This is a genomic window from Pseudoalteromonas sp. P1-13-1a, from assembly GCF_001401875.1.
Classification (GTDB): Bacteria; Pseudomonadota; Gammaproteobacteria; order Enterobacterales; family Alteromonadaceae; genus Pseudoalteromonas.
Window position 1 is genome coordinate 57,576 of sequence record NZ_LKDV01000010.1, and the last position, 16,175, is coordinate 73,750.

A 16,175-nucleotide genomic window follows, 5' to 3' on the forward strand; every position below is an offset into this window, starting at 1 on the left:
AGGGCTTATTTTTTGTTTAAAATAAAGACCAAAACAGCACCTAAAATCAGCGAGCTTGCTATTAAAAACTCAAAAGTAAGTTGCTCAGATAAAAATATAACCCCAGCAAATGCTGCAAGTACAGGCACACATAACTGTACAACCGCCGCTTGTGTACTTTTAAGTAGTGGCATGGCCACATACCAAATGCTGTAACCTATACCTGATGCAATAGCGCCCGAAGCGCAGGCTAGCAGCACGCCTTCTATACTCACTGTTTTTAAATAACTTATTGCAACAATTAATAAAACAGGAAAAGCCACTAAACTTCTTATAAAATTAAAGGCGGTGGTACGTAAAGGAGACACACACGCTTTACCGCGTATACTGTAAACACCCCATGCAACACCACTGAGCGCCATAAGCGATGCCCCTAACAAAGAAGGCACCGCGGCAGAGGGCAACATTAAATATATAAATCCAGCTAATGCGACAAAAAAAGCCCCCCACTGCAACTTACTCAGCTGCTCTTTTTTATATATGCCCCAACCAATCATGGTAAGTTGCACCGCCGAAAATAAAATGAGCGCACCGGTGCCCGTATCAAGCTCTATATAAGCAATAGAAAAACAAAGTGCATATATCAATAAACTAATACTGCTACGCCAACTTCCCGTATCGCTTAAAATAGCGTTATTAAGCATGCCCTTACGATTTAGGTTATACGTGTATACAGCCATAATTGCCCCCAAACAAATGGCTCCGCTCAGTAGCCTAATTAGAGTAAAATTCCACGCATCAATATACCCTTGCGCGAGCGCCATACGGCAAAGTAAAGAGTTTGCCGCAAAGGCAATTAATGCAACTAGGGTGTATAACGTGGCTTTCAAAATCGCTCCTTAGCTAAAACCTTACAATGAGATGCTTTAAATTGGCTTGCTTAGCCAGCTGTGTATTTAAGCAGCTGAGCCATTTAGCTGTAAAGCCGCATTATTGTATTTACTATACTTTTAATCGATTCTTTATAACTTTCTATACTGCCAAATTGCTGTAATTACACGCCTCTCCTCACATATTCACAGGCTATTCATGATGATTTGCCTACCTTAAATACACGCCCTGCGCGTGCTGACCTTGGGGAGAATAGCTTTTAATCCTCACCGGTCTATATGCCCTAAAGTAGGCTACGCTTTTTTACACTATTTCACACAAATCTAAAACCAGAGTATGTTAATCTTTAAAACCTAACTATATAGGAGTGCTCAGTGCGCCAAAGTATAATTTTAAGTGTTTGTTTTATATTAAGTGGATGCAGCACCATAGGCTTTAATGATTTATTTAACGACTATGCAAGCCAAATGACGCCCGTAAGAAACGCAATTCAAAATAACAATATTGAACAGGCCAAATCACTTATTGCAAATAACAGTAAATTACACAGTAGCTATTTACTGAACCAATTAGAGCAAGCCCGTTTGAAAGACCTTGCTAACGAGCAAAGTGTTTCACAACAACAATTTGAAAATGTATACACCCAGGTACAAACAAAACGAGAAGCTGCCAAAATTCAACTAAGTGCTGGGCTTGAACAAAGTAATGCTTTATTTACTAACGATTCTGCCATTACTTATGTACCACCGGCATATGAAATGAGCATGCTACATAGCTACAAAGCGCTTAATTATGTATACAACAATGATTTAGAAAGCGCCTTGGTTGAGATACGCCGCGCTAACAAAGTACAAGTAGATGCACTTGCTGATAATCAAACACAAAGAAACGACACAATAGAGCAAGCACAACAGCATTACCCAAGTATGAGTAATGTGACACGCGATATAAAAAATGGTTTTCAAAATGCTTTTACGTTTTATTTATCTGCACTGTTGTACCAACGTGATAAACAATATGATGACGCTTACATCGACTATAAAAAAGCATTAGAGATTCAACCTGATAATCACTACTTACAGCAAGATGTAATGCGATTAGCAAAAAAACAAGGTTTTAGCCAAGATTTAGAAGAGTTTGAACGCCGCTTTAGTCCATTACAACCCTTCCCCTCTACACACGGTGAAGTGGTTATATTGGTTGAACAAGGCTTAGTGCCTAAACAAGATGAATTTAAACTACGCTTACCTATTTACACCTCAGGTGGCGATGCGCGTTTTTACAGTTTAGCCATGCCAGTTTATAAAGATAATGCGTTTGTACCTAATATTAATAGCGTAAATATAAATTCGCAAAATTTAGAACTTGACCCATTAGTGCATATAGAAGCATTAGCAGCTAAAACATTAGAGCAGCAAATACCGGCTCGTGTATCTAGGCAAGTATTGCGTTTGGTAGCCAAAGAAAAAGTGCGCGCAGAGCTTGCGCGTAGCACAGGCGATGTAGGCAATATTATTGCTAATATTTACAATTTGGCGTCTGAGCAGGCCGATACACGCAGCTGGCTTACTTTACCTAATCAAATAAGCGTGGCACGAAGCAGTTTAAATGCAGGGTCGCATTCACTTTTAATAGGCAACCATGCGCCTATTAATTTTACCGTTAGTAAGCAAGGGTTAACCTTAATTTACCTAACCTCTATTAATAACTACTTTAACTACCATGTGGTTCAACTTTAGGAGTCATCATGAAATATACTTTGCCATTAGTGGCCGCATTAATGCTTGGGGCATGTGCAAGCCAACCTGATACATCAGGTATTTCGGTTGAGCAAAGCAAAAATACATTTAACGAACAGTTACATGTTGATAATCCTGCTCTAGGTGAAAAGCTTGCCATTACCGATGTGAAAACACGCCAAACAAACCAGTTAACCGACGTGGTAGTAACACTAAGCAGCCAATATAAAAAATCGCAATATTTACAGTATCAGTTTAATTGGTACGACAAAGATGGTTTTGTAATTAAAGGAAACCACTCACCTTGGCAAGCCTTAACACTGTTTGGTTTTTCTAAAACACAATTAGCCGGCTTAGCGCCTACACCGGATGCGGTTACATTTTCGCTTGCTGTAAGAGAAGTGTCGACCGACGCACAAGAATTTAAAGAATAAGGGTTATAAAGATGATCACTACGCAATTTAAAACGTTATCAAGTTATGCTGCTATTGGCCTCAGCGCACTCATTTTAAGCGGTTGTGCTAATAAAGCCGTAGTCAGTTACGGTGATGCACAAGCTGTAGAAACCACCGATATAAACTTTGGCTCTACCGATTTGCAAAAAGTAGCCAGCCAAATGACCGACTCACTGCTTAGCTCGCCCGTTGTTGGCACAATGACACAAAATAAACGCCCAGTGGTGTTTGTTGAGCGCATTAAAAATAAAACTAGCGAACACATAGATACCGAATCTATCACCGACTCAATCTCAACGCAGTTATTACGCAGCGGTAAATTTCGTTTTGTTGACATGACCCGCGTTGAATCAGTACGTGAGCAGCTTAACTTTCAAAATGAAGATGCGCTCGTAAACCCAGCCACAGCTGTAGCCTTTGGAAAACAAATTGGTGCGCAATACATGCTATATGGCAACCTTTCGAGCATTGTTAAGTCAAATGCCGATAAATCTGATGTGTATTACAAATTTACAATGCGCTTAATGGATATGGAAAGTGGCCTAGTAGAGTGGGCAGACGAAACTGAAATTCGTAAAACGAAAGAAAAATCGACATTTGGTTGGTAATAAACCCCACACAAAGGCTAAATATTGCCTTTGCGTAGCACCAACAGGAGACATCTATGAAAGCCTTAACCATAGCAATGTGTGCATTGCTCACACTCAGTGCACCCAGTTTTGCAAACTATGAGCGAAACAAAGCCGTGCCCGTGCAGCAAGTGTTATTTGGTGATGTAAAATCTGTTCGCAAAATAACTGAGCAAGAACTCGTCCAAGATAAGAACAGTGGTTGGAAAACCTTTGGCGGTGCCCTACTTGGCGGTGTTGTCGGTAATCAGTTTGGTGGTGGAAGCGGGCGAACGGTCGCCACTATTTTGGGTTCTGTAATTGGTGGTAGTGTTGCCCATAATAATCAGCAAAAAAGTTATTATAAACAAACGCACCTAGTCGAATTACTGATTCAAGTAGAAAACGGCGACCAATACATGGTGGTACAAGACCAAGATCAGTCAATGCGCTTTAGTAAAGGTGATAACGTACGCCTTGTTTATTTAAGTGATAATACTGTAAGAGTAGACCGCGCTTACTAACAAACCGTACCAGCATTTTCACTTTAATAAAAAACGAGCTATTTAAGCTCGTTTTTTATTTTACAACGCGTTAGTTTGAATTAACTAAACTTGGCGATAGTCTTTAAAAAAGCGCTGCATTTTAAGCATGGCACTAGACAAATCATCCTTATTAGGTAAAAACACCAATCTAAAGTGATCAGGCTCAGGCCAGTTAAATGCTCGCCCATGTACGAGTAATATTTTTTCTGCTTTGAGTAAATCAAACATCATTTTTTCGTCATCTGTTACATTAAAATGCGCTGTGTCTACTTTGGCAAACGCGTAAAGCGCCCCTTTTGGCTTTTTACAACTTATACCTTCAATCGCATTAAGCCCACGCCAAGCAATATCACGTTGAACATACAATCGCCCGCCTGGGTCTATTAAGCTGTCTATTGATTGTACGCCACCCAATGCTTGTTGAATTGCATATTGAGCTGGCACATTGGCACACAAGCGCATAGACGATAAAATATCTAGCCCTTTACTTAGATCTTCCATTGCTGAGGTGCGCCCACTTAGTACCATCCACCCCATGCGTATACCTGCCGCACGATAAGTTTTAGCTAACCCATTAAAGGTAATGATAGGCACGTCATCACACAGTGCACCAATAGAGGTATGGGTAATGCCATCATATAAAATCTTTTCGTAGATTTCATCGCTAAGCAATAACAGCTTATGCTCGCGTGCTACATTAATTAACTCTTTTAATAAATCGTCACTATAAACCGCGCCAGTAGGGTTATTGGGATTAATTAGCACAAGTGCTTTGGTTTTTGACGTAATTTTGCTTTTTATATCTGCAATATCAGGAAACCAATCTTGTTCTTCATCGCACAAGTAATGAACAGGGTTGCCGCCCGCTAATTTAACTGACGCAGTCCACAGCGGGTAATCAGGTGCTGGAATAAGCACTTCGTCATCGTTATTTAATAGCGCTTGGGTGATCATTTGAATAAGTTCACTCACCCCATTACCAATATAAATATTATCAACATCAAGGTTATGTAAACCCCGTTGCTGATAATGCTGATAAACCGCTACACGAGCTGAGTATAAACCTTTAGAGTCGCAATAGCCCTGAGCCGAGTACAAATTACGAATAATATCGCGGTGCATGTCCTCTGGCATATCAAAACCAAATGCAGCAGGGTTACCAATATTAAGCTTTAGTACTTTCTGACCCTCGTCCTCCATTTTTTTGGCTTGCGCTAAAACCGGCCCACGAATGTCATAGCATACACCTTCTAATTTGTGACTCTTTTTAATATCTGACATTTTTACCTCTTTGCGGCGAACTGGCTTTATAGTATAAAAATTAAACTTGGTAATGCGAGGGGTATAATCGTTAAAATTGTGGTATCAGCCCAAGGATGCTCCTTAGGCTATGCGATCTTTAATTTATTATCGAGAGGCCAAACACGCACTAAACGGTTCTAAGACTACCCTAGTAAAGGCGTAAAATGCTAGCGTAATTAGTTGCTTAGTACTGAAATAAATTCACGTTGGCAAATAATGCTAGTTAGCCTCTAGCCAAGCTCTTAACTGCGCTTGTGAACCACTTACTTGAGCTAACAAATCAGTAGATGCGTTAACTGCTTTTTCTACATTATCTTGATTTAAATTAAGCTCAACTTCTCGGGCCACCTCAGATAAACTCGTCGCACCAAACTGAGCTGCATTCGATTTTAAACTATGGGCGTGACGTATAGCCGCTTCTTTATCGTTACCAATAGTCGCTATTACTTCATTTGCAAGGCGCTCGAACTCACTACAGCAAAATTCAAGTGTATCTTTAAACTGCTCGCCCAGTAACGACTGCATACTTTGCAAGGCAGCGTCATCTATTTGTATTTCTGTCATATTTTAAGCCCTTTTTAACATTCCGTGTCATTTTATAATTAATAGTATTACTGTATATCTATGCGTAAAAAAATCCAACTTTATTGCTTTATAAATGTATAATTATCAGAATACTCTCACTATAAAAAGTTTAAGTAATGAGTCGCAAAATTTGTGAACGCTGTCAGTTCACGCCCTCAACCTGTATATGCAAGGCTGTTTCACGTATAAATAACAAAGTTAGAGTTATTATTCTACAACACCCAAGCGAAGAAAAAATAGCTAAAAACACTGCAAAATTAGTTAATTTAAGCCTTACTGGTTGCGAAATAGTCAAAGGTGAAAATAATAACGATTTTGCAATACTAAAAAGCCTACCTTTAGAATCTACAGTTTTACTTTACCCTAATGAGCAGGCTATAAATTTAGATGAGAAAGCTCGCAGCGCTGAGATAAACAATATCACTCATTTAATTGTGATAGACGGCACATGGAAAAAAGCCTATAAAATTTTACAGCTCACCCCATTGCTAAGTAAGTTCAAAACCGTGAGCTTTAAGCAGTTGCCGAAAAACCGTTATGCTATTCGAAAAGCCCCCAGAGCTGATAGTCTCTCTACACTTGAGGCCGTTGCACATAGTTTGTCTTTATTAGAACAGCTAGACCCTGCTCCACTTTATAATTTATTAGACGAATTAATAAAAAAACAAACCCAACACATGCCTGAACACGTAAAAGCCCGATACTTAAATTAACCACACTTAAATTATAATGCGTAGTTACCCAAACAGACTAAAACGAGGCTTTACTCGCCAAGGCCCCGATTACCGCTTTGACGACCAAGTCGACTTTAGCGATATTAGAGACACCTTTGGTTTTAGGTCTATGGTGATCGGTAAATGGGTAACCAAAGAAGAGCGTTTTATTAGTGCAAACTTAATTTACGATGCCCTCGCCGACCTTGCTCAAATACTGCATTTACCGCCCAAAGCCATTGGCCTGCGCGGCAAACTAAATTTTGCCTTTGGGCACGGTGGACAAAAAGGTGTGCAAGCGCATTATAACGCAGCCTCACAAACCCTTGCGCTTGCTAAAAACGCGGGCGGTGGCGCACTTGCTCACGAGTGGTTTCATGCATTTGACCACCATATAAGCGAGCATTTATTTGCAGCTAAACCTCGCTTTGGATTTGCATCAAAATTATGGCTTTCAAATACACCTAACTTAGCTCACCCTCTAAATAAAGCGCTAAACGATTTTTACAAAGAAGTATTTTTAGATTGTCATGGAGAAGATGCAAATGAATTTGTACAAACATGCATTAAACACGACCAAGCGCATAACATGAACTACATGAGCATGCCTGAGGAGTTAGCAGCACGCTGCTTTGAAGCCTGCATAGATGCCCACAGCACTATTCAAAATAGCTTTTTAGTCAGTGGCTTAAAAAGCAGTAATTTAATATATCCAAGTGCTGAACATGTTAATAAAGCAAATAAAGCGCTTAACCATTATTTTGAACTACTAGGTTATGCACTTCATCAATTTCAATAAGTCACAAGCTACCTTGTAAATTTTATTTACGTGAAAAATCTTATATTTAAACTATCCTATCCTAAAGAATAAATAGTTTAAATAAGTAGCATTTAAATGGTAAATACTGATCCTACATATAAAAAGCGCAGTGCTATCTCTTTTGTTTATATTGTTCCTTTAACTGTTATAGCGATTTTATCTATTTGTATACACTTTATGCTTGAAGAAGTCATTGAAGCGCAATCCGATACGGGGAAAATAGTTAATGTAAGTGGCCAACAAAGAATGCTCTCACAACGGGTAAGCATGTTTACATTAGAGTATTTAATGTATGGCTCGCAGGATTCAAAATTACTGGCCATTAATGCTTTAAACTCTTTAAAAAATAATCATAAGTACTTATTGAGTGAGCACTACGGGGCGCAAGTATTAGGTAACGAAAGCCCACTATCAGACGAGCTATTAGCAATGTATTTTAAAGAGCCAATTAATGTTGATAAAAAATTAAGGATGTTTTCAGATAGAGTTGAAGAGGTACTGAAAATAAAAACACAAACACTTAATTTAGATACAGCTCAAGAAAGCTTTTTTTCTTTAGCAAAAGAGCCGCTTTTAAAAGCATTTAATGCGGTGGTTATACAGTACGAAAAAGAAAGTGTTGATCGAATTAAAAAACTACATACTATTCAAGGTATTGTAATTATTGTAATTTTACTATCTATTGTAGTAGAGCTTTTACTCGTTTATAAAGCCAGAAATAAAAAACAGATTTAATATTAGTTCGCTCAGTTAAGTAATTAAGCGTTTAAACTAGCTAACAACACGGCCATTTAAACGCTTAAAAACTTTATATTGTTATAAGTTATCATCACTAATGCGGCTTGCTACCGCACTGCTTTGATCTTTATATTTTGCATCTTTACGGATGTTGTATGGCTTTTCGCACGGGCCTGAAAGCATTTCAAAACTCATTGCACCAATTTTCATCATTGGGCGCAGCGCTAGTGGTAACTTACCTGAGTTATAAAATTCTAAAACAATATTGCCACTCCAACCTGGGTCGATTCTGTGTGCTGTTACATGCACCATTAAACCTAAGCGGGCAAGCGATGAACGCCCATCTAACCAACCGACTATATCAGCAGGTAATGTTACTTTTTCATGGGTAATGGCCAGCGCAAGCTCGCCTGGGTGTAAAAAGAAAGCTTCCCCATCAGCAAGCTCAATCTCTTCACTCATTATTGATTCCATAGCTTTATTAAGCTGATCTTTAGGGCCACTTAAATCTACGTACGCTGCATTGTGTGCGTTAAAAGTTCTAAATTTATTCCCTAGGCGCAAGTCTGCTGTTACGCCCGAAATCATCTCGCTCGTTGGCGCAGGCTCAATAACAATACGGCCGTCATTTAGGTATTCTTTTATATGTGTGTCTGAAAGTCTCATTTTTAATCTTCTGTAATCACAATTTCAACACTGCTTTGGTGTTGCTGATAAAAAAGCGTGCTGGCAATCAGTCTTGCCGCAGCACTGTATGTGTCGCTAATAGCTGCGCTAGTATCGCTGGCAATAAGTTTACCCTGCTCTGAATATTCACGGATATCTATAGCAAGTGGAATATGGCTTAACACCGGTACGCCGTGTTTATGGGCCAGTTTTTCTGCGCCATCTTTACCAAACACATGGTTTGCTTCACCACAATGAGTACAAATGTAATGGCTCATATTTTCAATTAAACCAAGCACAGGTACGTTTACTTTATTAAACATAGCAATGCCCTTTTGCGCATCGGCTAAAGCTAAATCTTGTGGCGTAGTCACAATAACCGTACCACTGGCTGGTACTTTTTGGCTCATAGTTAGCTGTATATCACCGGTACCTGGCGGCATATCAACAATCAGATAATCAAGTTCACCCCAATCTGTTTCGTTTAACAATTGGTTAAGCGCTCCAGATGCCATGGGGCCTCGCCACACTGTTGCGTCATCACTTGGCACTAAAAAGCCGATTGACTGGGCTTTGATCCCATTAGCGTTAAACGGCTGTAATAGTTTGTTATCTTTAGTTTGTGGCTCTGCGCCTACAAGCCCCAATAACATAGGAATAGATGGTCCATAAATATCGGCATCTAAAATCCCTACTTTAGCGCCTTCATTTTTAAGCGCACCCGCTAAATTTACCGCGGTAGTTGATTTACCCACACCGCCTTTACCCGAGGCAACCAGCACAATATGTTTAATGGCTTTAAATTTTGCAGGTTCATTTATGATAACCGAAGAGTCTATGGTTACTGGTGTTTTTATACTTTCACTTACATGCTGCTCAACAAGTGGCATTTCTGATTGCGCTGCAAAAGGCAGTATCAGTTTTATACGTATTGATTTATCGTCATTTTGTGAAATGCTATCAATAAAGCTTTCATCAATACCCACGGCAAACGCCGCGCTACGATACGCCGCTAAAGCGGTAATAATCGGTTGTTTTTGAACCGATTTAGAGGAGAATAGTTTCGACAGTCCAAACATAGCAATTAAATAGCGTTTCTTTGATGAAAAGTGCCACAGAATTATGTAACATTCAGGGCATTAACACCAGTCAATTAACAAAAATCCATAAGCTAAGCGACCTATTAGTCCTAAGCTTATTGATAAATTAATGATAATCGCCTTTTTTGTAGTAAAAAGGGTGATTTATCCTCAATTCGGAATGATTATGACGCAGCGAAAGATCCTCATTACCAGCGCATTACCTTATGCTAATGGCCCTACCCACTTAGGCCATTTATTGGAATATATTCAAACTGATATTTGGTCACGTTTTCAAAAACTACAAGGCCATGAAGCGTATTATGTTTGCGCCGACGATGCTCACGGCACGCCAATTATGCTTAATGCGCAAAAGCAAGGGATCACGCCTGAAGAAATGGTTAAAAATGTAAGCATTGAACGCCAACGCGACTTTGCCGACTTTAACATTAAGTTTGATAACTACCACAGCACCCACAGCTCAGAAAATAAAGAATTGAGTGAGCTTATTTATAACCGTCTAAACGATGCTGGTCATATTAAAAAGCACACCATTTCACAGTTATTCGACCCTGAGAAAGGCATATTTTTGCCCGATCGCTTTGTAACAGGCACTTGCCCTACGTGTAAGTCTGAAAACCAAAATGGCGATAGCTGTGACTCGTGTGGCGCAACTTATAGTCCTACCGAATTAATAAACCCGCGCTCGGTAATGTCAGGTGCTGAACCTATTTTAAAAGATTCAGAGCACTACTTTTTTGACCTGCCAGCGTTTGAAGGCATGCTAAAAGAGTGGTTACACTCAGGTACTATTCAGCAAGAAATGGCTAACAAACTAGATGAGTGGTTTACCGATGGCCTGCAACAGTGGGATATCAGCCGCGATGCACCTTACTTTGGTTTTGAAATTCCAAACGCACCTGGTAAATATTTTTACGTGTGGTTAGATGCGCCTATTGGCTACATGGCCAGCTTTAAAAACTTGTGTAACGAAAAAGGCCTCGACTTTGATGCGTTTTGGGCTGAGGGTTCTGATGCTGAGCTGTACCACTTTATTGGTAAAGACATTATTTACTTCCACAGCTTATTTTGGCCAGCCATGCTAGAGGGCGCTAACTTTAGAAAGCCAACTAACGTGTTTGCACATGGCTTTGTAACTGTAAACGGCGAAAAAATGTCTAAATCTAAGGGTACGTTTATAAAAGCACGTACTTACCTTGATAACTTAGACCCAGAATATTTACGTTATTACTACGCAGCTAAATTAAACAGCGGCATTATTGACCTTGATTTAAACCTAGAAGACTTTGCACAACGTGTAAATTCAGACCTAGTAGGTAAAGTAGTTAACATAGCAAGCCGTTGTGCGGGCTTTATTACCAAAAAGTTCGACGGTAAATTAAGCAGTACAATCATGCAGCCAGAGCTACTTGAAGAATTTCAAGCTGCTGCTCCAAGCATTACTGCCCACTATGAAAACCGTGAATACAGCCGCGCGATTCGTGAAATTATGGCCCTTGCCGACAAAGCAAACCAATTTATTGATGCCGCAGCACCTTGGGTACTTATTAAAGATGAAGCAAAACAACAAGAAGCGCACGACGTATGCTCGCTTGGTCTTAACTTGTTCCGTGTTTTAATTACCTATTTAAAACCTGTATTACCAGGTATGGCTGCAAACGTAGAAGCCTTTTTAAACGACGACTTAGCGTGGGATGGTGTTCAAAATGCACTAGTAAACCACCCTATTAATAAGTTTAAGCCGTTAATGCAACGTGTAGAAATGGATAAAGTGAACAAAATGGTAGAAGAATCAAAAGAAAGCTTAGAATCAAAAGTAACAATTGACCCTAATAGCCCACTTGCAAAAGAGCCAATTAGCGACGAAATTGAGTTTGATGACTTTGCAAAAGTAGACTTACGCGTGGCTAAAATTGCCAAAGCAGAGCACGTTGAAGGCGCTGACAAGCTACTTAAACTTACACTTGATTTAGGCGGCGAAACTCGCCAAGTGTTTGCAGGTATTAAATCAGCTTATGCACCAGAAGACATTGAAGGCAAACTTACTGTAATGGTTGCAAACCTTAAACCACGTAAAATGCGCTTTGGTATGTCAGAGGGTATGGTATTAGCTGCAGGCCCTGGCGGTAAAGAAATTTATATTCTTAACCCAGATGATGGCTCTGAGCCTGGTATGCGTGTAATGTAATATATTACTTAAAATAAACCGCTGATATCAGCGGTTTTTTTATAGTTAAAAAAAACGCTGATAGATAAGTCTCTTAATAAAATAAAGTGAATTAAAATTATAAGCCAAATTTTAAATGCCCACAGAATAAAAATAAGCAAGAAAATAAGGCAAGATAAATTGGTGGCTATTATTCGCTTAAAGCAACAAAGCGATGTAGCCACCTTAATTAATTGCTTAGTTAATGCAGGCATTAACGCACTAGAAATCACCTCAAATACACCAGGCTTTGAGCAAGAAATAACAAAAGCACGTGCTGCTTATAAAAATACCCTGATTGGCGCTGGCACAATAATTAACACCGCCCTTGCGCAACAAGCGATTGATGCCGGTGCGCAATTTTTAGTTACACCCAATACTAATCAAGCCGTTGTAGAGCTTGCCCACCGCCATGGTTTACCTGTGTTAATGGGGGCACTCACCCCTACCGATGTCGCCAATGCTATAGACTATGGCGCCGATATTATTAAGGTTTTTCCTGCAGGCAGTATGGGGGTTAATTACTTTAAAGCGCTAACGGGGCCTTTTTCTGATGTGCCATTAATGCCCGTAGGCGGCATTAACTTAGACAACCTAACAGATTGGTTTGAAGCGGGGGCATGCGCAGTAGCAGTAAGTAGTGATTTTAGTAAGCCGATAAACAACAACCATCAATACGACACATTAAGCCAATTGGTGTGCAAATACATATCAGCGCTTGCTTAACAAACTAAATAATACTGGCTAAAAGTGAGCTTTTATTAAGGGTAATCCAGCTTTAATAACGCTCTTTTAAATACCTAATTTCTTTTTGATTTTAGTTTGCCACTCGAGTGCAAGTTCGGGTAATTCAAGTGCCGCTAATAATACGTTTTCATAATCTGGGTATTGTTTATCAAAGAACGCCTGAAACAACGTTTTAACCGAAATATTATGCGAAGCTTTATATTCAATAGTAACTGTATCACCCGTTTTAGCCACCCCCTGCTCAAGTACTCTAAAATAAACACCCGTGTGATAATACTGCGTAAACAGTTTTAGGCTTTGTTTATTATTAAGTGCAATAGCCAATTTAAAGCAAGGCACACGCGGCTGGCTTACCTCAAGCAGTGCAGTACCTACACGAATACGATCGCCTATATGAATGTTTTGCTCATCAAGATCTGAAATGGTAAAGTTTTCGCCAAAGGCACCGACTGCTAAATCATCATTTTTTAGGGTGTGTTTCCAGTAAGTATAATGATTATGTGAAAACGCATAAACCGCTTTATCCACCCCACCGTGATTAACTAAATCTGCTTGTTCATCACCTATTATATTTAGCTTTTCAATAACAACAGGCTCACTGGTTGGCGTTTTAAAAATACCGGTTTTAACTTCTTTGCCGTTATGAACAACCGTTTTTATTTTAGAGATATTGGTAGAGATTATCTGCATTTACTCAATTGCATCCTGTTCGATACTTTGCCATTTATCCAGTGCTTGTTTGTCGCTTTGTTTAAACTCAACCCAGTTTGATGAATCTTTAAAATGCTCTTTTTTCCAAAACGTAGCGTGGTTTTTTAAGTAATCCATTATGAATTGTGCGCCTTCAAAGGCGGCTTGGCGGTGGCGGGAGGTTACGCCAACAAATACAATCTGCTCACCAAGGGCTAAATAACCGACTCGATGAATAATGCTTATGCGGGCAAGTTGCCAGCGTGTTTGTGCTTGCTCGGCTATTGATTGCAGTAGTTGCTCAGTCATACCTGGGTAGTGCTCAAGCTCAAGGGCGATTACGTTATCGCCGCTGCTAAATTCTCGCACAAGCCCTGTAAACGTGACTACAGCACCATCGCTTTTGTTATTACTACAAAGTGCATTGTGTTGCTCACCGACTGAAAAATCGTGCGTTTGTACTTTAATGCTTATACTCATTAGCCACCTGTCACGGGTGGGAAAAAAGCAAGTTCATCCCCTGCTTTTACAAGCTCATCGCTTGATGACATAGTTTGATTAAGCGCACACAAAACATCACGCTCTTCAAGCCATGCCTGCCAATGCGGATTTTGCTCAACCAGCATATGTTTAAACGCTGAAACGCTAAGGGGGTGCGCTATCTCAACGGTTAGCTTATCGCACTTTAGGCGCTCTTTAAGTTGGCCAAAAAATAGTACATTTACCTGCCCTGCAGCTGCATCAGTATCATTGAAATTAGTCTCGCTGCCAGCTGCCATGCTTGCCTCCTGCTTTTTGCGTGACACGCATACCGTGTATTTCCATAAGCGGATCGGCGGCTTTACACATATCAAATAGTGTAAGGGTCGCCACAGATACAGCGGTGAGCGCTTCCATTTCAACGCCCGTTTTGCCCGCCAATTTACAGTAGCTGGTGACTTTAATTTGGCTATTTGCTTCATCAAGCTCAAAATCAACAGCTACTTTACTCAGTGCAAGCGGATGACAAAGCGGAATTAAATCGGCGCACTTTTTAGCGCCCTGAATACCTGCAATACGGGCAACGCCTAGCACGTCACCTTTTTTATTTTGATTAAGCAGCACTTGCTCAAAAGCCTGTTTGCTCATTTTAATATAGGCCTCGGCAGATGCATCGCGCAGAGTCACCTCTTTTAGCGATACATCAACCATGTTTGCTTGGCCATTTTCGTCTACGTGGCTTAGCATATTATTGCTCTCGCGATTCGCATTCTTTACCAATTGTAATATGCGGGGCAAAGTTACATGGCTTGTGCATTGAGTCTAACTGATCTTTTATAATACCTGTCCAGGCTGTTTTACATGCGCCCGTAGAGCCTGGCATGCAAAATATAACGGTATTATTAGCAAGGCCTGCCAATGCACGCGATTGAATAGTTGAGTTACCAATTTCGCCGTAAGAAATATGTCTAAATAGCTCGCCAAATCCATCTACGCTTTTATCAAATAGCGGTGCAAATGCCTCGGGTGTTGAGTCGCGCTCGGTAAACCCCGTACCACCGGTGACTAAAATAGCGTGAATAGTGTCATCGGCAATCCACTGTGAGGCGACTGCACGCATTTGATAAACATCATCTTTAACGATGTCTTTATCCGCTAAGTGATGGCCTGCCTCAGTTAGCGCTTTAATTAAATAATGGCCTGACGTATCCGTAATTTCATCGCGTGTATCGCTTACTGTCATTACGGCAATGTTTAATGCGATTTGTGACTCAGTTGTGTGGCTCATAGGGTTCTTCTCAATAAATTAGGTTTGTGTTGGTCAAATTGCTCATTAACAGCTCTAAATTGCGCCGGTGTATTGGTATTAACAAGTGAGTGCGCTTTATTACATTTTAGCGTTTGTACACCAATACTACGGGTAAACTGTTTAATTGATTTATGACTATTTGTGCTTATGAGTAATTGTTTTAAATGACGTTTAACGCTTTGGGTGTTACGAATATACAGGGGTAACGGTTCATTTTCAAAGTGCCACGCATGTATTTGTGGCTGATTTGATTGAAAGTGGGAATTATCGCTGCCTGCAGATGCAATTTGCGATAATAACGTGCAAGTAAGCAATGGCATATCAACAGCGGTTACAAGTATATCTTGCTCTGTTGCCATTAAGGTTGAATAAATCCCCCCAAGCGGGCCAGAATCAGGGTAAATGTCGGGTATGTATTGCGCAGTAGCACTTTGTACATTACGACTTATAAGTACATTACTTGCTCCTGCTGCTTTTAATAATTCACAGGCATTTTGCAGTAATGTTTTATTTTTTAAAATGAGATTGGCTTTATCGCTACCCATTCTTGATGATTGCCCACCCGCGAGTACAACCCCCGTAAATACTGCTTTATTGCTCAT

Annotated in this window: 20 protein-coding genes; 9 read left to right on the forward strand and 11 right to left on the reverse strand. The window is 40.0% G+C overall.

Features of this window, described 5'->3' with window-relative positions; translation table 11 throughout:
- Positions 1-5: 5 nt before the first annotated feature.
- The gene (locus AN391_RS08535) at positions 6-869 is read right to left on the reverse strand and encodes a DMT family transporter (RefSeq protein WP_055015017.1); all 864 of its coding nucleotides are present in this window, start codon (positions 867-869) and stop codon (positions 6-8) included.
- A 375-nt stretch (positions 870-1,244) separates the two neighbouring features.
- Between AN391_RS08535 and AN391_RS08540 the strand changes: the two genes are divergently transcribed.
- The 4 genes from AN391_RS08540 to AN391_RS08555 are packed head-to-tail and all read left to right on the forward strand — an operon-like array spanning position 1,245 to position 4,196.
- On the forward strand, positions 1,245-2,609 hold the full coding sequence (locus AN391_RS08540) for a COG3014 family protein (protein ID WP_055015018.1): 1,365 nt from the start codon (positions 1,245-1,247) through the stop codon (positions 2,607-2,609).
- Positions 2,610-2,617: 8 nt separating this feature from the next.
- Positions 2,618-3,043 carry a YcfL family protein gene (locus tag AN391_RS08545; protein ID WP_055015019.1) on the forward strand — a complete coding sequence of 142 codons (426 nt, stop codon included), beginning with the start codon at positions 2,618-2,620 and terminating at the stop codon, positions 3,041-3,043.
- Between the two features lie 11 nt (positions 3,044-3,054).
- Positions 3,055-3,672 carry a penicillin-binding protein activator LpoB gene (gene lpoB / locus AN391_RS08550; protein WP_055015020.1) on the forward strand — a complete coding sequence of 206 codons (618 nt, stop codon included), beginning with the start codon at positions 3,055-3,057 and terminating at the stop codon, positions 3,670-3,672.
- A 56-nt stretch (positions 3,673-3,728) separates the two neighbouring features.
- The gene (locus tag AN391_RS08555) at positions 3,729-4,196 is read left to right on the forward strand and encodes a glycine zipper 2TM domain-containing protein (protein WP_055015021.1); all 468 of its coding nucleotides are present in this window, start codon (positions 3,729-3,731) and stop codon (positions 4,194-4,196) included.
- An 84-nt stretch (positions 4,197-4,280) separates the two neighbouring features.
- Here the strand turns inward: AN391_RS08555 and AN391_RS08560 are convergent, their stop codons facing one another.
- Together AN391_RS08560 and AN391_RS08565 are read right to left on the reverse strand one after the other, a co-directional pair.
- Positions 4,281-5,498 carry a pyridoxal phosphate-dependent aminotransferase gene (locus tag AN391_RS08560; RefSeq protein ID WP_055015022.1) on the reverse strand — a complete coding sequence of 406 codons (1,218 nt, stop codon included), beginning with the start codon at positions 5,496-5,498 and terminating at the stop codon, positions 4,281-4,283.
- Between the two features lie 240 nt (positions 5,499-5,738).
- Positions 5,739-6,083: an Hpt domain-containing protein gene (locus tag AN391_RS08565; protein WP_055015023.1), complete on the reverse strand. Its 345-nt coding sequence runs from the start codon at positions 6,081-6,083 to the stop codon at positions 5,739-5,741.
- Positions 6,084-6,220: 137 nt separating this feature from the next.
- Between AN391_RS08565 and AN391_RS08570 the strand changes: the two genes are divergently transcribed.
- The 3 genes from AN391_RS08570 to AN391_RS08580 all read left to right on the forward strand — a co-directional run bounded on the left by AN391_RS08570 (position 6,221) and on the right by AN391_RS08580 (position 8,372).
- Positions 6,221-6,817, forward strand: coding sequence for a tRNA-uridine aminocarboxypropyltransferase (locus AN391_RS08570; RefSeq protein WP_055015024.1), 597 nt, complete (start codon positions 6,221-6,223; stop codon positions 6,815-6,817).
- Positions 6,818-6,833: 16 nt separating this feature from the next.
- Positions 6,834-7,616: a CLCA_X family protein gene (locus AN391_RS08575; protein WP_055015025.1), complete on the forward strand. Its 783-nt coding sequence runs from the start codon at positions 6,834-6,836 to the stop codon at positions 7,614-7,616.
- A gap of 96 nt (positions 7,617-7,712) precedes the next feature.
- Positions 7,713-8,372, forward strand: coding sequence for a type IV pili methyl-accepting chemotaxis transducer N-terminal domain-containing protein (locus AN391_RS08580; protein ID WP_055015026.1), 660 nt, complete (start codon positions 7,713-7,715; stop codon positions 8,370-8,372).
- Between the two features lie 81 nt (positions 8,373-8,453).
- Here AN391_RS08580 and dcd read toward each other — a convergent pair whose 3' ends face one another.
- A complete protein-coding gene (gene dcd, locus AN391_RS08585; RefSeq protein ID WP_055015027.1) occupies positions 8,454-9,041 on the reverse strand; it encodes a dCTP deaminase in 588 nt (195 codons plus the stop codon).
- 2 nt (positions 9,042-9,043) lie between these two features.
- A complete protein-coding gene (apbC, locus tag AN391_RS08590; RefSeq protein WP_055015028.1) occupies positions 9,044-10,120 on the reverse strand; it encodes an iron-sulfur cluster carrier protein ApbC in 1,077 nt (358 codons plus the stop codon).
- Positions 10,121-10,307: 187 nt separating this feature from the next.
- Between apbC and metG the strand changes: the two genes are divergently transcribed.
- On the forward strand, positions 10,308-12,329 hold the full coding sequence (gene metG / locus AN391_RS08595; RefSeq protein ID WP_055015029.1) for a methionine--tRNA ligase: 2,022 nt from the start codon (positions 10,308-10,310) through the stop codon (positions 12,327-12,329).
- 99 nt (positions 12,330-12,428) lie between these two features.
- Entirely contained in the window at positions 12,429-13,073 is a 645-nt protein-coding gene (locus AN391_RS08600) for a bifunctional 4-hydroxy-2-oxoglutarate aldolase/2-dehydro-3-deoxy-phosphogluconate aldolase (RefSeq protein WP_055015030.1), read from the forward strand.
- A gap of 66 nt (positions 13,074-13,139) precedes the next feature.
- Here AN391_RS08600 and AN391_RS08605 read toward each other — a convergent pair whose 3' ends face one another.
- Genes AN391_RS08605 through AN391_RS08630 form a run of 6 tightly spaced genes read right to left on the reverse strand, consistent with a single transcriptional unit; the run spans position 13,140 to position 16,175 of the window.
- Positions 13,140-13,784, reverse strand: a complete 645-nt coding sequence (locus AN391_RS08605) for an MOSC domain-containing protein (protein ID WP_055015031.1) — start codon at positions 13,782-13,784, stop codon at positions 13,140-13,142.
- A complete protein-coding gene (gene moaE / locus AN391_RS08610; protein ID WP_055015032.1) occupies positions 13,785-14,264 on the reverse strand; it encodes a molybdopterin synthase catalytic subunit MoaE in 480 nt (159 codons plus the stop codon).
- The gene (locus AN391_RS08615; RefSeq protein WP_055015033.1) at positions 14,264-14,563 is read right to left on the reverse strand and encodes a MoaD/ThiS family protein; all 300 of its coding nucleotides are present in this window, start codon (positions 14,561-14,563) and stop codon (positions 14,264-14,266) included. The genes moaE and AN391_RS08615 overlap by 1 nt, the downstream gene beginning before the upstream one ends.
- The gene (gene moaC, locus AN391_RS08620) at positions 14,541-15,011 is read right to left on the reverse strand and encodes a cyclic pyranopterin monophosphate synthase MoaC (protein ID WP_004587754.1); all 471 of its coding nucleotides are present in this window, start codon (positions 15,009-15,011) and stop codon (positions 14,541-14,543) included. The genes AN391_RS08615 and moaC overlap by 23 nt, the downstream gene beginning before the upstream one ends.
- A gap of 1 nt (position 15,012) precedes the next feature.
- The gene (gene moaB / locus AN391_RS08625; protein WP_055015034.1) at positions 15,013-15,552 is read right to left on the reverse strand and encodes a molybdenum cofactor biosynthesis protein B; all 540 of its coding nucleotides are present in this window, start codon (positions 15,550-15,552) and stop codon (positions 15,013-15,015) included.
- The gene (locus AN391_RS08630; RefSeq protein ID WP_055015035.1) at positions 15,549-16,175 is read right to left on the reverse strand and encodes a molybdenum cofactor guanylyltransferase; all 627 of its coding nucleotides are present in this window, start codon (positions 16,173-16,175) and stop codon (positions 15,549-15,551) included. Before AN391_RS08630 ends, moaB begins: the two co-directional genes overlap by 4 nt.

Bases quoted from the DNA above. Each gene is read 5' to 3' on its own strand.
- AN391_RS08545 (WP_055015019.1), top strand. From the start codon at position 2,618: ATGAAATATACTTTGCCATTAGTGGCCGCATTAATGCTTGGGGCATGT.
- lpoB (WP_055015020.1), top strand. From the start codon at position 3,055: ATGATCACTACGCAATTTAAAACGTTATCAAGTTATGCTGCTATTGGC.
- AN391_RS08555 (WP_055015021.1), top strand. From the start codon at position 3,729: ATGAAAGCCTTAACCATAGCAATGTGTGCATTGCTCACACTCAGTGCA.
- AN391_RS08560 (WP_055015022.1), bottom strand. From the start codon at position 5,498: ATGTCAGATATTAAAAAGAGTCACAAATTAGAAGGTGTATGCTATGAC.
- AN391_RS08565 (WP_055015023.1), bottom strand. From the start codon at position 6,083: ATGACAGAAATACAAATAGATGACGCTGCCTTGCAAAGTATGCAGTCG.
- AN391_RS08570 (WP_055015024.1), top strand. From the start codon at position 6,221: ATGAGTCGCAAAATTTGTGAACGCTGTCAGTTCACGCCCTCAACCTGT.
- AN391_RS08575 (WP_055015025.1), top strand. From the start codon at position 6,834: ATGCGTAGTTACCCAAACAGACTAAAACGAGGCTTTACTCGCCAAGGC.
- AN391_RS08580 (WP_055015026.1), top strand. From the start codon at position 7,713: ATGGTAAATACTGATCCTACATATAAAAAGCGCAGTGCTATCTCTTTT.
- dcd (WP_055015027.1), bottom strand. From the start codon at position 9,041: ATGAGACTTTCAGACACACATATAAAAGAATACCTAAATGACGGCCGT.
- apbC (WP_055015028.1), bottom strand. From the start codon at position 10,120: ATGTTTGGACTGTCGAAACTATTCTCCTCTAAATCGGTTCAAAAACAA.
- metG (WP_055015029.1), top strand. From the start codon at position 10,308: ATGACGCAGCGAAAGATCCTCATTACCAGCGCATTACCTTATGCTAAT.
- AN391_RS08605 (WP_055015031.1), bottom strand. From the start codon at position 13,784: ATGCAGATAATCTCTACCAATATCTCTAAAATAAAAACGGTTGTTCAT.
- moaE (WP_055015032.1), bottom strand. From the start codon at position 14,264: ATGAGTATAAGCATTAAAGTACAAACGCACGATTTTTCAGTCGGTGAG.
- AN391_RS08615 (WP_055015033.1), bottom strand. From the start codon at position 14,563: ATGGCAGCTGGCAGCGAGACTAATTTCAATGATACTGATGCAGCTGCA.
- moaC (WP_004587754.1), bottom strand. From the start codon at position 15,011: ATGCTAAGCCACGTAGACGAAAATGGCCAAGCAAACATGGTTGATGTA.
- moaB (WP_055015034.1), bottom strand. From the start codon at position 15,552: ATGAGCCACACAACTGAGTCACAAATCGCATTAAACATTGCCGTAATG.
- AN391_RS08630 (WP_055015035.1), bottom strand. From the start codon at position 16,175: ATGAGCAATAAAGCAGTATTTACGGGGGTTGTACTCGCGGGTGGGCAA.